Source organism: Nocardiopsis halotolerans DSM 44410, assembly GCF_000341065.1.
In the GTDB taxonomy this organism is placed as follows: Bacteria; Actinomycetota; Actinomycetes; order Streptosporangiales; family Streptosporangiaceae; genus Nocardiopsis; species Nocardiopsis halotolerans.
In genome coordinates, this window is the sequence record NZ_ANAX01000329.1 from 1 (window position 1) to 14,397 (window position 14,397).

Here is a 14,397-nt window from a genome sequence, read left to right on the forward strand (position 1 = left end):
CCGAGAACCCAAATGAGATGAGCTCTAAGGAACACGAGGACGAGATCCACCTGTACAACATCGACGGCATGATCCCCGACTTCACCGAGGTCTGCGGGCGCTCCGCGATGTCTGGACGGCAGAACCAAGGATCTATGAACCGCTTCCCCGCGTTCAGGAGGGACATGCGGATCATGGACAGGGATGCTTACTGGCTGGACCCTGGCATGAGCGGCAACTGCATCTACACCACCGAGTGGGGCACACCGGCCGACCCTGTCATCTGCGACATGACCGCTGAGTAACCGCCACCGTCAGAACACCAGGAGGGGCCACCTCGTGAGTGGTCCCTCCTGGCCTTTCAGAACAGGGAGGGGATGACAGCAAGCGGAAGGTTCCCGGATTCGGCTTCGGTCTGGTCGATGGACAGTCCGCAGTAGTTCCCAACCGCGGAGAACACCGCTGGCAGGAGTTCTTTCCTGTGCTGTTCCCAGTACAGGTGCACCTCGTCCTCTGGCGTATCCAGCACAGATGGGTAGACGGCACCGGCCGCGTGCAGTGCGGCATCGAGTTCTGATCCGCGGCCCGTGTCGTTGCCGTACTCCACACTGGCGATGTGGCCATCGGGGGTGGCGTGCAAGATATAGGGAGGGGGGTCGTGCAAGTTCAAACTCACGCAGACGATTTCCACCCCGGACAGTGCGGTCATCGGCAGCTCCTCGGAATGGTGCAGGCGCCAGGTCGCCATCTCCCAGTTCTCCAGTACGTACACCCAGTCCCCGTAGGTGGCGTACATGGCGAAGTCGAGGTCCTCGACCTCGTCAGGAAGGGGTGCTGATCGCCGGTCCTTGTACAGGTGGCCTTCGTCGAGTTGGCGGGGGTCCGCACCGAGGCAGGTGAGGAGCCCCTTTGCGTCGATGCCTCGGGCTGCGGTGAGGGATATGCCGCTGAGCATCCCCGGGATATTCCAGTTCGGCTCTTGGAGGCTGTGTTCGCCGATCCATCGGATTCCATCGCTCATACGGCCACGGTACGAAACAGGTCGGTCTTCGGCTTGGTTAGGCCGATGCCGGACAGAACTTTCCGGAAGGGGCAGTGCAGGCCCTGACACGCAAGCGCTGGAGTTCGTGATGGGCCTGGGGCCAGGTGGTCCTGCTCCGGGGCTCGATTCACGGTGTTGGCGACGTGGCCTTGTGCTTCCCGTATCTTGCTTGTGGCATCTGGTTGTGGTGCGCGAACCCCTGTGAGGTAGGAGGTTTCGGCTGCATCGGCCGTATGCGGCCGGTGGGGCGACAGGGCGCGCCGGGGGCCCACGCAGCGGTGCCGGGGCGGCTGTGGGGCGCTGGTGGGCGGACGCGGGACCGTGCCGGGCGGGGCCACAGGGTCAAGGGACGGCAAAGTACTCCGGGAGGTGGGTGCCCACCTGTACTGGACCCTGCACTGCGGAGCACACCAGGAGCACACATGGGCCCCAAACGCGACGAGGATCTCCTTCGAGGTCCTCGTGCACCCCGTCTGACCTGGGGTTTTGTGGTGCACCCGGCAGGATTCGAACCTGCGACCATCGGATTAGAAGTCCGATTTTTTCGTGCCTCTACGTGCCACGGGATGCCGTTTCGTCCCTATCCATCCGATCATCGCCATCGTTTCGTGTCAAGAGGTGCCGTCCGCTGTCGTGCCAGTCCGGAACTGCGGAGCACAAACGGAGCACACACCGGCCCTTGGCGGCGTCCGATGGCACCTCGCGAGGTTCTCACTCATCGTTTGTCTGGTTAGGAAGAACGTTCACATAAGGTAGTTACGAGTGAATGGATCTCCGTCGGGGCGGCTGAGATCACAGCAGCCGAGTACGCCTGCTGAGCCTCGACCGGGAGGGAATGTGACGGTCGCCCTTGGGGCGACCGAGGTAAGAAACAGCTCTCCGAACCCCATTGGACGAGGCCCGTTTGCTCCGTGACAGCGTGTGCCAGACGTCGTCTTGAGGCCGCCGACCGAACCCTGGTGCGTTGACGCCTTGTCCCCGAAACCCAGAACCGGGGCATCCGGTCAGGCCGGGTCGTCAGCGTCGGCATCCTGCTGGATCCACCTGAGCAACTCCCCTCCGAGGGCTGCCTTGTGTTCATCCCCAGTGGCCTCGAACAGGTCGACCGCTCGCTGTACCGCCCTGACCGCATCAGCCTGCTGACCCAACTCGAGCAGTACTAGGCCGAGGTTGTTCCACAGTTGCGCTTCGCCATGGACATCACCTGTCTGGTTGAAGGCCTCGCGTGCGCGCGTCAGGTTATGGATGGCTTCGGTGGGCTGGCCCGCTTGCGCCAGCGCCATGCCGAGGTTGGCCCCCGCTTGCGCTTCACCGTTGACGTCACCTGTCTGGTCGTACAGGTCGCGCGCGCGGGTCAAGGCGTGGACGGCCTCGGTGGGCTTACCCACCTGCGCGAGTGCCACCCCGAGGTTGGTCCATGCGGTTGCTTCTTCGTGGGCATCACCTAGCTTGTCGAAGGTCTCGCATGCGTGGGTCAGGGCGTCGATGGCCTCCTTGAAGCGCCCCGTCTCCCGCAGCGCTGTGCCGAGATTCGTCCACGCTTGTGCTTCACCGTGTGCATCGGTGAGTTGCTGCTGCATGTCACGTGCTTGGGTGAGGGCGTGGATGGCTTCGTCGAAGCGGCGTACTTGTCTCAGAGCTGTGCCGAGGTTGGTCCATACTGCTGCTTCGCCATGGGTGTGGCCAATTTGTTGGTACAGGTTGAGTGCGCGGGTGTGGGCCTGGATCGACTCGTCGAAGCGGCGTACCTGTCTCAGCGTTGTGCCGAGGTTATTCCACGTGGCTGCTTCGTCGGCCTGGTCGCCGGTTTGGTGGTGCAAGTCGCGTGCGTGAGTGAGGGCGTGGATGGCTTCGTCGAACCGGCGCACCTCCGTCAGTGCTGTGCCGAGGTTGGTCCATGCCGCTGCTTCGCCGTGGACGTTGCCTATTTGGTGGCTCAGGTCGCGTGCGTGAGTGAGGGCTTCGATAGCCTCGTTGAACCGGCGTACCTGTCTCAGCGTTGTGCCGAGGTAATTCCACGCCCTCCCTTCTCGCATGTGGTCGCCGGTGGCACGGGCTGTGGCCTGCGCGGAGCGCAGGACTTGCTCCAGGTCCTCGAAGTACCGCCCACGATACAAATACTCGTTCAGATGTAGGGGCAGGGCGATGGCCGCATCGGTGTCTCCGAGGGCGGGGGCTGCCAGGGCCGCAGCTACTAGGGTGGTCCGCTCGGCGTCCAACCACGCCAACGCTGCATCCGAGCCGGAGAAGAGGTCGGGGACCAACTGCCCGGGCAGGGCCTCCAGATGATCGTTAGCGGCACTGGTGGTAGTGGTGTAGTGGTCTAGAAGCCGCCCCAACGCCTGGTCCCGCCCACTGGGCGGGTGGGGGTGGTGGCGGGCGTAGTCGGAGAGCAGGTCGTGTGCCCCCCACCGCCCGGGAGTGGGTTGGGTGAGCAGGTGTGCGGCCGCCAACTCCTCCAGCACCTCCTCGACCTCCTCCAAGGGCAGGTCGGTCAGGGTTGCGGCCGCAGCCGTGCCCAAGGTGGGGCCCGGCGTGGAAGCCACGAGCAGGAACACCTCGGCCTCGGTCCGGTCCAGGAAGCCCAGGGAGGCGTCGAAGACCGCCCGCAGCACTCGCGCCTGCCCAGCATCGCGGTCGGGATCCTTAAGTTTGTCCACCCGCGAAACGGCTTGCTCCAACCGGTCGGCCAATCGGTTCGGGGTAAGTCTGGGGCTGCGCTTGAGGTAGGCGGCGGCGATCTCCAACGCCAGCGGCAACAACCCACACAAGCCAGCCAACCGGCCCAATCCTGCCTCATCCTCGGCACGCTGGTCTTCGGGGGTGTGGGAGATCAGATCCGAGGCCAGCAGCGTGATGGCCGATTCGAGGTCGAGGACGTCCAAGTCCAAATGGCGTGCTCCGGCCAGGGAGTGCAGGCCGCCGCGGCTAGTCGCCACCAGCCTGTGCTCACCCACACCGGGCAGCAAAGGCCGCACTTGAGAGGCAGAGCTGGCGTTGTCAGCCACCATTAGCACCGGACGTCCCTGTTCATCGGATGCGGACAGAGACTGCAGTGCGGAACGGTAGAAGGAGGCCCGTTCCTGCACGCCCGGCGGGATGTCCTTGGGGTCTACCCCCATCTGGCGCAGCAGCACATCCAGGGCTACTTCGGCGGACAGGGGTTCAGTGCCGGGGGCGTAACCGCGCAGGTCCACGAACAGCTCGGCGCAAAACCACTGCTCGTGGTGGGCAATCGCGCTGGCGGCCAGGGCCAGGGCGCTCTTACCGACCCCGCCCATGCCCGCCAGCACGGCGACCACCCTCCCAACTGAGCCGTGCGCACGGCCCTGCTCCTCGTGCTCCTCGTGGGAACCCCCGGTGTTTTCAGAAGAAGACGCCGCGTTCGCGGGAGTGGGGTCGAGTGCGGTCAACAGCTCCTTCAAGGGCTCTGCGCGGCCGACCAGAGTAGCGGGGGGCGGGGGCAGGGTGTGCAGAGCCGCGAGGTTTGGACGGGGCAGGTGGATGACCTGTTGATGGCCGATGACGTCGCGTCCGGCCTTGATCCACCGCAGTTCGATGGAGGACGCCGAGTTCTGAGGGTTGTTGCTGGTGTGAGTCACCGGGGCGACTCCGTGGGCGGGTCGACCTGCTGGCCGATCACATCGCCTCCGGCACGGATACGTCGCAGCCGGGTCCGGCTCTTGCCCTTGGTGGGTGAGGAGCCGATCCTGCCCTTGACCGCGCCCTTGGCCCGGACACGGTCCAGCTCGACGACGTCACCATCGTCCGGACCGCCGGCGTCGCCGGGAGTGGGCCGCAGGGCCATGATCAGAGTCGCCAGAGCCACCGCTAAGGACGCGATACCGGCGACCTGGTTGAGCTGGTTCAACCCCCACCCCAAATCGGGGAACACTCGAGGGGTCAGCCAGAACCCAGCCAGCACCAGCGCAATCACCCCCAGGGGCAGCATCCAAACCTTCTTATGTCCCATGAGGAGATTGTTTCGTGTTCGCAGGGTGTAGAGCCAACTTTGGCAGAAAGCGGTCACTTCAATCGGCGACCGGTGTCTCGCGCCGGGTGTGGTGGAAGTTGTGGTGGGTGCCGGGACCGTCTTCCGTTACTCTCTGGGGGAGGTTGCTTTCGCTTGGTAGCTCTGCATTGCACTGCGGTGGTGGCCTGTAAGGTCGGCCAGCAGGCAACGTTCGGCTCATCGGACTCACGTCGGCCGCAGGGAATCCCGGCCGTCGCGTCCGTATTTTTGGATCGCTTCCCGGAACGCGACTGCGTCGTTGCACAGATCTGGGGCGTCAGGATCGTTGTACTCACGCCACAGCCGAGGAGTGGACCACAGTTCTCCGATCTTCACACGCTCCAGCGGGTCCGCAAAGCCCAGACAGTGGTCTTTGTCAGCGTGGGTCAGAGCGAAGGTCGCAAGGTAGGGCATACCGGCTACCATCGGCAGCGCTTCGACGNGATCCACCACCGCAACCTCCGGCGTGGTCTCATCATCTGCCTTCGCCATGTCGTGAAGATCGACCTGTAGTACAACCAGATCGTCCACGACTACCGTAGTGCTGTCACCGGTACCCACTGGCCAGAACACCACGCCGCGGGGGGAAGCCACTCAGACTTGCTCATGCGCTGCCTCTCTCCTGGAGGTCATCGAGCGTCACCCCAGGTGTGGGAACCAGGCTAGCCGCAGGCACCGACATCGCGGCTACCGTGCTAACCCCCACCATCTGGATGACTCCTACCCAGGGTGATTCCCCGAGTGATGGGCAGCCGGACGCCGGATGAGAGTGTCTCGTGCCGGGGTCGGTAGAGACTGGGGCGTGTGCGGGATCGCCTCCCGTCTATGTCGTTCACGCGGGTCTACGCCAGACCAGGGGAATACACGCAGGTCCCCGCAGCCCTTCAGCTACGGGGACCGTCTGTCATGTAAGAACCGAGTGATCGCCGAGTCTTTGGCTCGCTTCGCTGATTGCAGTGCGGAGCTCGTGGAGTAGCGGCTCGGGGATGGTTCTCCTGCCGAGACCGGAGGATTCGAGCTCGGAGACCAGGCAGCTCACCTGGTCAGATGAAAGCTTCCCCCTCCACGCGGTGAGCAGGTCCCGGGCCGCGTACCCGTCCTGTGCTTGGACCACGGCGGAGACTAGCTGTGACGCGAGTGCAGGAGCGTCTCCCCGGAATCCTCCGGTGAGCTCCGTCGCGATGATCCCGAGCCGTGTGGTGAACATGACCTGGCGGCTCTCGACAGCGCGAACACGGTTCAGGGCCGTCTCCGCATCGTCGGCCGTGGTCTCACCAGATTCTTTGAGGCACCACAGAGCCAGGACTGCTTGGACGGCCTTCTCCCATGGTTCTCGGGCAACGCTGCCCTCGATCATGGCCAGAGCGCTGGCTGGGTTCTCAGACATCATCTCTGCGATCACGGTGACCTGGCGGCCGTCGAAGAGACGGCTGCCGATCCCGCCGTGCTGCCGGGCCTGCTGCGCGGCCTCCTGCCACTTTCCCTCCGACGCCAGGGCCCGCATGCCGTCTCCCAGGTAGACCGTCCACAGCCAGCGGTGCAACTCCCTCCGGTCCTCATCGGAGACGGTGAGTCGGTCCAGGGGGAGCTCGTGGTCGTCGATCACGATCGGTGTGGCAGTGCGCACTCTCTCGTGCAGGGCGGTGAGCATTGCGAAGGCTTCTGTGCCGTTGCCCGCGCGAATGCGGAGCCGGGCCAGGTTGACCACCGGTTCCAGGGTGCGTTGGGCCATGGCGGCGTTCAGCGGTAGGTGCTTCAGGTACGCGTGTGCGTGCTCCCAGCACCAGTCGCGGGCCAGCTCGGGCAGCCCGACGTCGGAGGCGAGCAGTGCCGCGCCGTTGTAGACCTGCGCAGCGGCGGCCAGCGCCTCCTCACCCGATCCGGAACACGCGACCTTTCCCGCCGCGGTGAGGCGTTCAACGCGCGCTTTCAGGCTGTCTGCGGGTGGGCGTGGCCGGGGGATGAGGGGGAACCAGTGTGCGAACCTCATGCGGGCTCGCCCCAGGAGGCCACCAGGGTGGAGTGGGTCCGCTCCAGTACCCGCCGGGTCGCGGTGGGCTGTTCCGGGGCGGGGGTGTAGTGCAGGGCGAAGGAGAGTTCCTCGTTGCGGTGGGGTTCCCAGGCCCGGATGTGTTCGGCCATCTGCTTGGCCAGTTTCTGTCCGGCGGGGGCGTGTCCGATGACGCCGATCTCGTGACGCCCCTGCTGGCCTTCCACCGGGCGCATCGTCAGGTAAGCCAGCCCGCGCACGCCCGCGGGGACGCTGGCCATGTCACCCCAAGGAAGCCCCGGGGAGACCAGGCCGCTGGTCACGGCTTGGGGCTGAACGGGCATGCGTGAGACACGGTTGTCCAGGTGGGTGGCCAGCCACAGCCACATCGGGTCCAGGGGCTGGCCCTTGCCGAAGTCCACCCCCGTCCAGGTGGTGGTGGAGGGCTCGTCGAGCACGTTGTCCACCTGGTCGGCCTCGATGCTCTGGTCCTGGTTGGCCTGGAGCACGACCGTCCCGTCGGCGTCCAGGGCCAGGATGCGGCGGGGGTCGTCGCCCACGCCTCCGCCGCGCAGGGGCATGAACGTGCACAGCTGGCTGTCCACGGACACCCAGTGGTTGCCTTGGGCTTCGAAGACGATGGAGCGGGAGACGTCTCCGGCGATGCGTACCGGGGCGATGAGCCTGCCGCCGGGGGCGAGCTGGTCCACCCAGGCACGGGGCACGTCGTGGCAGCCCACCGTGGCGATGATCCGGTCGAACGGGGCTGCGTCGAGGTGGCCGAGTGCACCGTCGCCCAGGACCACGGTGACGTTGGTGGCGCCGGTTTCCTTCAGCCGGGCCTGGGCGCCTTCGACGAGGTCCTGGTCGACGTCGATGGTGGTGACCGACCCGGTCGACCCGACCAGGTGGCCGAGGAGGGCGGCGTTGTATCCGGTGCCCGCGCCCAGTTCCAGCACGCGCATGCCGGGCTCCAGTGCGGCCTGTTCCAGCATGGTCACGACGACTCCGGGCTGGGAGCCGCAGCTGATGGAGGCGCCGTTGTCGTCGTGCTTGATGTGCACGGGGGCGTTGGTGTAGGCCTCCTCCAGGGTGGCGTTGGGAACGAAGGCGTGGCGTGGCACCGCGCGGAACGCCTCCTCCACCGCCGGGGTGGTGAGGACACCGTTCTCCCGTAGCTGCCGGATGAGCTCCTCGCGCAGAGCCTGGGCGGACTCGGGTGTGGTGTGGTGGGTGGTGTCGGTCATGGCGGCCTTTCTGGCGGTGGTGGACAGGATGTGCTGGTCCCGGTAAGGCAGGCCCCACCGGTTGAAGGCGAAGATCAAATGGTGGGCGCACACCGCGCGCAGGCCCCGGCTCAACCTGCCCTGGGCGGCGAGGCCGGCCAGGGCGGCTCCGGCCGCGGTGAACACCTGCGCCCAGTCGCTGGTGTGGCGCAGCGGCCCCGAAGCGGCAAGGGGACGCGGGTTGAGAGTCATGAGGGCGCGCGCCAAGGAGACCAGTTCCTCCTTCGCGCCGAAGGACTGGGGGAGGGCGCGCAGGGCGGCGACCTTGGCCCAGACGTCGGCCTGCTCGAACCAGTCCAACCGGGCACCGCGCAGGAAGGCGCTGCCCAAGAGGAGGGCGAGTTCACGACGGCCGAGCTCCGTGCCGGACGTCGCGCTGCGGCGTCCCAGGTAGGCGAGGAGGCGTCGGCTGTCCTCGCAGAACACGGCGTGAGCCAACGCCATCCCCGCCGATCCGCCGAAAGCCCCGGTCTCGGGCTCGTAGATGCCGTGCACCCACCGGGCGACGGCACCCTCAGCGTGAAGGCGCTCCAGTTCGGCGTCGAGGAACTGCCGGGCCGGGCGGCCTCCGGTGTAGCGCAGCCGCCAGTGGGGCTTCTTGCGCACGAACCACCACGTCGGCACGAGCCCCTCGTCGCGCGCCCGTTCGAGGGCCGGGCCCAGGCCGTGAACGACCAGGTCTTCGGCGGCGGTCCAGTCGGCCCACTGGATGAGGATCTGTGGCTGCTCGTCACCCATCAACGTGGTGCTCCTGGCGGTCGAGGAGAAGGAAGGAGGCCCATTCCATGTCGGGGGTAGCGGTGTGCAGCGTGTGCAGGGCGGTGGCGATACCGGCGGCACCTTCCAGCAGTCCGATCCCGGCTCCGGCGAGCAGCCCGTTCGCTGCCGCGGTGGCGTCGCCGTCCGAGATCGAAGCACACAGTCCGGAGGCGTTGCCCAGCGCGGTGGTATGGGCGAGCACCGCCAGACCGGCACGGCCGTGACACAAAGACGAGTCCAGCCCCGTCGGTGACGTAGGGGTATCGGTGAAGACGCGGGCGAGGGTGCTCTGCGCGGTGGCGTAGCGCCGCTGGTCTCCCAGGGCGTCAGCGGCGAGAAGCTGCGCGCGGGCCACACCGGCGGCCCCGTAGCACCACGAGGGGCGCTGCGGGCCGACCAAGGTGCATGCCCCGTCGAGTTGGGCACGGGTGACCCAGTACGGCCACCACGCCCCGGACACAGATGCCTGTTGCCAGGCATCGAGCCAGGCCAGGATGCGTTCGATCGCTTCTGTGTGCCCCTCCACCGCGATTCCACGCCGCAGGGCTGCCGTGAGGAGGGTCAGAGGACCGGCGATGCCGTGGGCCATGCCGGTGTTCGCGTGCCCGCCAGGGAAGGCGGCGTTCTTCTTCCCACCAGGGCCGACTGGGCTCCACCAGCCGGGGAGGGAACGGCCGTGGACGGTGATTGGCGCGGTCAACCGCACCAGGTAGGCCAGCACGTCGCGGAAGAGCGATCCCTGCGGGTCGCGGGCCAGCAGCAGGGCGCCCAGCCCGGTCAGTCCCCGGATGGTGTCGAACTCTGCGAGCAGTGGAAGCTCACCGGCGTCCAGCCGCGCATGCGCCCGCTCCAGGCGGGAGTCCACGATTCGGTTCACGGCCCTGTCCAGCCGGGCCAGCTCACGCGTATACCCCGGATGAACTGTCGCGGCCTGGTGCAGCACGAACGCCACCGCAGGCGCGCCGTAGTACAGGTGCGCGTTGGGGGAGGAGTCCACGCCCTCGGCGACCGCGCACTCCAGCCACCGCTGGACGCGTTCCCACGGTCCGTGTCCGGTACGGGCGCGTTCGATGTGCAGCAGCGCTACCCCGGCCGCGCCGTGGGCCAGGGACTGGGGCCACCACTGCGCCCCGGCCAACGCACGCCCCTGCTCGGGCGTAGCCAGGCGGTCAGCTATCGCTGCCGCTACTTCTGTCGCTGCGGTGATCGTCGCGGTCACGCGGTCTCCTTCCGGGAGAGTTGGACGAGGACCTCGGTCGGTCGCCCGTCGCACCATCCGAACGAGCGCGGGTCGGGAGCCTCGGTGAGGACAGTGCCGCCTTCCTTGTCCAGGCGGGAACGCAACAGAAACAGGTGTGCCGGTTCGGCAAGGTCCAGCCGCAGCCGCTGGTCGCCCTTACCCAGGTCCACCACGCTCGGAAGATTGCGCCGCTCAGCCCAGGCCGTCCACGCCTGCCGCCATCGCGGCCACGGCGCGGTACGCGGAGGGAAGTCGACGGAGCTGACCCGCCACCGGGCATTGGCCAGGACCACGTTGCCCGAGCGCATGCGGGGCAGGAAGGGCAGCGAGGAGGCCGCGCCCCAGTCGAACCCGATGACCACCGCATGTCCGGTACGGGGAAGCTCGGCCAGGAACCGGGCCAGCGGCGGGGCGTAGCGCAGGTTCAACGAGTGCGCAGCGACAGGCTCGACCCTGCGCTCCAGCGCTCGGGACCACAGGAAGAGACCGTCGTCATCGCACCCGACCGAGAGGTCGTCCACACCCAGCTGTCCTGGCCCTGGGCCGGGGTATTCACCCACGTTGACGACGTGATCGAGAAGCTGATCCGAGCGGACCAGGTGGGCGCTGCGGGCTCGCAGCGGCGGAAACGACAGCTGCACCGGCACCGCCCCGGTAGAGGTGGTGCGCGAGACGGCTTCGCGCAGGTCGTCCCGGACACCGGCCAGGGCGGCGAAGCGGCCCGCCATGGTGGCCGCACTGCGGGAAGCGCCCAGCACCGCGATGCGGAACCGGCCGCTGTCCAGCGCTGCTCGTGAGGGCGACTCCACGCGCAGATTCAGTTCCGTGTGGTTGGGAGGCGGAGCGGTGCGCTGGGCAGCCAGCTGGTCCAGGAGCGGGTTTGCGGTGATCTCCCGCTGCCCGTCCAGGGCGGCGGCCTGGGCCTGCTCCAGCAACCACTGGTCGCGGCCGGTGAGAGGCTCGGCGCAGTCTGCGGCGTCAGTGGTGGCGTATCCGGCGGGGAAACCCAATCCGGACCGAGGGTGCACGACCTCGGGGACGGGCACGAGCGCGTCGCCGTAGCGGTCGGCGAACCTCTCTCGGTAGCCGTGCCACGCGGGAAGTTCTTCTGGGTGAGGGGACAGAACGGTCAGCATGTGCGCGGCCTGCTCCGCCGCGCGCGCCACCGCCACAGGCAGGGCCAGTTCGGCGTCCACTCTGACATCGACACCCATCGACGGGATCCGGGACACACACGCGAGGGCATCGTCAGCCTTCCTCCGCGCATGGGGGCCACCGCCGCGGTCGTGCTTCTCCACCGCCGTGCGCGCCTCATGGAGAAGCGACACCAGCGGTCGGACTTCGGGCAGAGCGCAGCTGTTGATCTGGGCGAGGGAAGAGACGAGGCAGTCGAGGGGATTGGTTTCGGTGGACGCCGGAGCGAGAGAGGTGAGCAGTGCCTGTACCTGGACGAGTCGGGCGAGCATGGCGTCCGTGCTCACGGCAGGTTCAGCGGGGTACTCAGCGGCCAGTTTGGCCCGGAGCGTCGCCCACGACACGGGCTGACGTGCTGCTTCCAGGACCAGGCGTACGGCGCTGCTGATACGGACTTCGACCTGCTCCGTGTCCGATCCGGGTTGACCCGGGTCGGGGCGTGCGTACTGGGGCACGACGAGGCATCCGTCTTCTTCGACGGCGGTGTTGTTAGCGACGACCAACAAGTGCTCGCGCACTTCGGGGAGGGCCTCAAACGCGCTGACGACCTCAGTCACCCATGCTCCACCGGGAGAGACCACCACCCGGTGGGCATCACCCCACACCACACGTGAACGTTCGGCGAAGGTCGCAGCGCTGACACCGGCGAACAACCCGAAGGGGGTGGCGCGGCCGTTCGCCCGCAGCACGTAGCGCAGGACGGAAGCGGTCACCTTCCGGGCCCGGCGCACCCGCACCGCGGCCGGATCCTGGTTGAGCAGAACCTCCACGCCAGTCGCCAGACCGGGCGAGGCATGACGGATCGCTTCGATCAGGCGCGGGTGCTCCCACACGCGACGCAGCCATTCCAGCCACGGACTTGGTTCACTACCGCTCAGGTCCGGTACGCCGCCCGTCGGTAGGCCGCTGTGCAGGCTTGCCCGCACCAGCGGTTGGCCGACCACACGCCAACGCCCGTGCTGCTCCTTGCCGGAAGCCATCTCCCCCCTCCCAGGAGTGCGGGTCGGCACCGGAACCAGGGGGACCGGTGCCGACCGTGCGGATCAGTCCGAGGCGCTCGTGGTGCAGGCGCTGGGGCAGCTGGACCCACAGCCGTCGTCGGTGAGGTTGATCAGCTGGGCCAGGGAGTCGCTGTTCTCGAGCAGCCGGATGTCGAGGGCGAAGGGAGATTCCGAGCGGGTGTTGTCCTGCGTGTTCTGCACAGGTCTTTCCTTTCTCATGGGGGCCTGTGAGCACAGCTCAGATTAGGGACCCGCAGGAGACAGGTGAAGGAGTTTCCCGCCAGGGAATAAATTCGTCCGCGCACGTGCCGGTTATGCCCGGTTGCGGTATTCTTGGGCGAGATCGCGGAGGAAGGAGCTGGTGTTTTCGCCCTCGAGTGCGTGGTCGTGGAAGAAGGTGAATATCTCCATGCTGTAGGAGATGTCCTTCGGGTCACGCAGGGCGAGCTTGCCCGTGAACACCTCAACGGTCACCAGGCGGTCGTCGTAGACCGTGAACCCGTTGAGGGGCCCGCTGGGCACGGGAGGATCAGCAGGCACGACGCGGATGTCCACGCTGGGCAGCTCACTCAGGGAGGCGATCCGGTCCATCTGCACCGCCATCGCCTTGGGGCGGCACAGCGGCCAGCGCAGGGCGGCCTCGGTCAGCACGAACACGAAGTGCTTGCCCTCGTCGTAGAGCACCGTCTGGCGCTCCAGGCGCCGCGCGAGCGCTGTCTCCCAGCCCGCACCGCGGTTCACCAGCGAGTGGGAGAGGGTCTGACGCGCGTAGTCCGGGGTTTGCAGAAGCCCGGTGATCATGCAGGGCAGGAAGTAGCGGATGGTGGTGGCCGAGGCCTCGATCGCGGCCAGATCCCGCTGTGTCTCGTCCAGGCCGCGTTGGAGCGCGGTACGGAACCCCTGGTAGTCGGTGTTGGCCACACGCGCCAGCTCCAGCAGGCGCGCCGTCTCCTCTTCCCCGGGCGGGACGTCGAACGCGTGGAGGATGCGCTCGACGTCCAGCGCGGAGGGCAGTACGCGGCCGTTCTCGATCTTGCTGATCTTGGCCTGGCTCATCCCGCTGCGTGCGGCGAGCCGCGCACCGGTCAACCCCGAAGCGCGGCGCAGGCTGCGCAGGGCCTCCGCCAGTTCGCTGCGCGGCTGCCCTGCGCGGTCGGGCTCAAGCGTCAATCAGTCGGCCTTGTAGTACTCGGTGAAGGGGGTGGCGTGCTCCAGGGCCAGGTTCTTGTAGGCGACGTAGGGGGAGGGGTCGGTCTCCTCCAACAGTTCCCGGCCGGTCTGGGTTCCGTCGGCAGCGTAGTGCATGAGCACCACGTGGGTGTCGTCGAAGAGCCAGAAGTCCTGTCGGGGCAGGCCCGGGTCGGGGGTGGTCGCGAAGTCGAGGATGTTGACCTCTTCGCCCGCCTGCACGCTGAAGGCGTATCCCCATTCGAACTGGAACCGCAGGTGGTCGCCGACGGGGCTGGTCAGGGTGTGCACGCGTCGGATCCGGCGCCCGGACTCGACGTGGTTGCGCACCCGGAGCAGGTAGCTGTCGGTGTGCAGCTCCTCGGCCGGACGGGTCTTTCCGGCCAGGAACAGGCGCAGTTCCTCTTCCTCCTCGGGCACGGTGTAGCTGGGCAGGGTCTCCAGCCGGAACGCCTCACGCTGGAAGGAGTCGAAGAACTCCCGCCAGGCGTCACCTTCCAAGCGCACGGGCGGCCTCCTCGATCAGGTGTGCCGGAATCTCGACGACGGCCTCCCCCTGGGACGGGGTGAGGCCGGCGGTGTCGGTCAGAAGGTCTCCCTGCACGACGACGGTTCCTTTGTCGGTGGAGTAGATTCCCGGGCAGTCATCCCGGTTGCAGTCACCGGAGAGCTTCTCGAACTTCATGGGCATGGCCCTTTCTGAAAG

12 protein-coding genes and 1 tRNA gene are annotated in these 14,397 nt (G+C 67.2%); 1 reads left to right on the top strand and 12 read right to left on the bottom strand.

What is annotated here, in order from left to right; all coding sequences use genetic code 11:
- Positions 1-17 precede the first annotated feature (17 nt).
- The gene (locus tag D455_RS0124260; protein WP_017573270.1) at positions 18-284 is read left to right on the top strand and encodes a hypothetical protein; all 267 of its coding nucleotides are present in this window, start codon (positions 18-20) and stop codon (positions 282-284) included.
- A gap of 56 nt (positions 285-340) precedes the next feature.
- Here the strand turns inward: D455_RS0124260 and D455_RS0124265 are convergent, their stop codons facing one another.
- From D455_RS0124265 to D455_RS0124325, 12 genes are all read right to left on the bottom strand, one after another.
- Positions 341-1,000 (bottom strand): hypothetical protein, encoded by a 660-nt coding sequence (locus D455_RS0124265; RefSeq protein ID WP_241480363.1) that lies wholly within the window; start codon positions 998-1,000, stop codon positions 341-343.
- A gap of 510 nt (positions 1,001-1,510) precedes the next feature.
- Positions 1,511-1,591, bottom strand: a tRNA-OTHER gene (locus D455_RS0124270).
- A 434-nt stretch (positions 1,592-2,025) separates the two neighbouring features.
- Positions 2,026-4,623, bottom strand: coding sequence for a tetratricopeptide repeat protein (locus D455_RS0124275; RefSeq protein ID WP_017573272.1), 2,598 nt, complete (start codon positions 4,621-4,623; stop codon positions 2,026-2,028).
- Positions 4,620-4,994: a hypothetical protein gene (locus D455_RS0124280; RefSeq protein WP_026122936.1), complete on the bottom strand. Its 375-nt coding sequence runs from the start codon at positions 4,992-4,994 to the stop codon at positions 4,620-4,622. Before D455_RS0124280 ends, D455_RS0124275 begins: the two co-directional genes overlap by 4 nt.
- A gap of 943 nt (positions 4,995-5,937) precedes the next feature.
- Positions 5,938-7,023 (bottom strand): hypothetical protein, encoded by a 1,086-nt coding sequence (locus D455_RS0124290; RefSeq protein ID WP_017573275.1) that lies wholly within the window; start codon positions 7,021-7,023, stop codon positions 5,938-5,940.
- Positions 7,020-9,047, bottom strand: coding sequence for a methyltransferase, FxLD system (gene fxlM, locus D455_RS0124295; RefSeq protein WP_017573276.1), 2,028 nt, complete (start codon positions 9,045-9,047; stop codon positions 7,020-7,022). Before fxlM ends, D455_RS0124290 begins: the two co-directional genes overlap by 4 nt.
- Complete coding sequence (locus tag D455_RS0124300; protein WP_017573277.1) at positions 9,040-10,287, bottom strand: lanthionine synthetase C family protein; 1,248 nt, start codon at positions 10,285-10,287, stop codon at positions 9,040-9,042. The genes fxlM and D455_RS0124300 overlap by 8 nt, the downstream gene beginning before the upstream one ends.
- Positions 10,284-12,482, bottom strand: a complete 2,199-nt coding sequence (locus D455_RS33255; protein WP_083922418.1) for a lantibiotic dehydratase family protein — start codon at positions 12,480-12,482, stop codon at positions 10,284-10,286. The genes D455_RS0124300 and D455_RS33255 overlap by 4 nt, the downstream gene beginning before the upstream one ends.
- A gap of 63 nt (positions 12,483-12,545) precedes the next feature.
- Positions 12,546-12,704 (bottom strand): FxLD family lanthipeptide, encoded by a 159-nt coding sequence (locus D455_RS33260; RefSeq protein WP_017573280.1) that lies wholly within the window; start codon positions 12,702-12,704, stop codon positions 12,546-12,548.
- A 111-nt stretch (positions 12,705-12,815) separates the two neighbouring features.
- Positions 12,816-13,673 (bottom strand): helix-turn-helix domain-containing protein, encoded by an 858-nt coding sequence (locus tag D455_RS0124315; RefSeq protein ID WP_026122937.1) that lies wholly within the window; start codon positions 13,671-13,673, stop codon positions 12,816-12,818.
- Positions 13,674-14,198, bottom strand: a complete 525-nt coding sequence (locus D455_RS0124320) for a DUF6879 family protein (RefSeq protein ID WP_017573282.1) — start codon at positions 14,196-14,198, stop codon at positions 13,674-13,676.
- Positions 14,182-14,382, bottom strand: a complete 201-nt coding sequence (locus tag D455_RS0124325; RefSeq protein ID WP_394296653.1) for a hypothetical protein — start codon at positions 14,380-14,382, stop codon at positions 14,182-14,184. Before D455_RS0124325 ends, D455_RS0124320 begins: the two co-directional genes overlap by 17 nt.
- Positions 14,383-14,397 lie beyond the last annotated feature (15 nt).

Bases quoted from the DNA above. Each gene is read 5' to 3' on its own strand.
- D455_RS0124260 (WP_017573270.1), top strand. From the start codon at position 18: ATGAGCTCTAAGGAACACGAGGACGAGATCCACCTGTACAACATCGAC.
- D455_RS0124265 (WP_241480363.1), bottom strand. From the start codon at position 1,000: ATGAGCGATGGAATCCGATGGATCGGCGAACACAGCCTCCAAGAGCCG.
- D455_RS0124280 (WP_026122936.1), bottom strand. From the start codon at position 4,994: ATGGGACATAAGAAGGTTTGGATGCTGCCCCTGGGGGTGATTGCGCTG.
- D455_RS0124290 (WP_017573275.1), bottom strand. From the start codon at position 7,023: ATGAGGTTCGCACACTGGTTCCCCCTCATCCCCCGGCCACGCCCACCC.
- fxlM (WP_017573276.1), bottom strand. From the start codon at position 9,047: ATGGGTGACGAGCAGCCACAGATCCTCATCCAGTGGGCCGACTGGACC.
- D455_RS33255 (WP_083922418.1), bottom strand. From the start codon at position 12,482: ATGGCTTCCGGCAAGGAGCAGCACGGGCGTTGGCGTGTGGTCGGCCAA.
- D455_RS0124325 (WP_394296653.1), bottom strand. From the start codon at position 14,382: ATGCCCATGAAGTTCGAGAAGCTCTCCGGTGACTGCAACCGGGATGAC.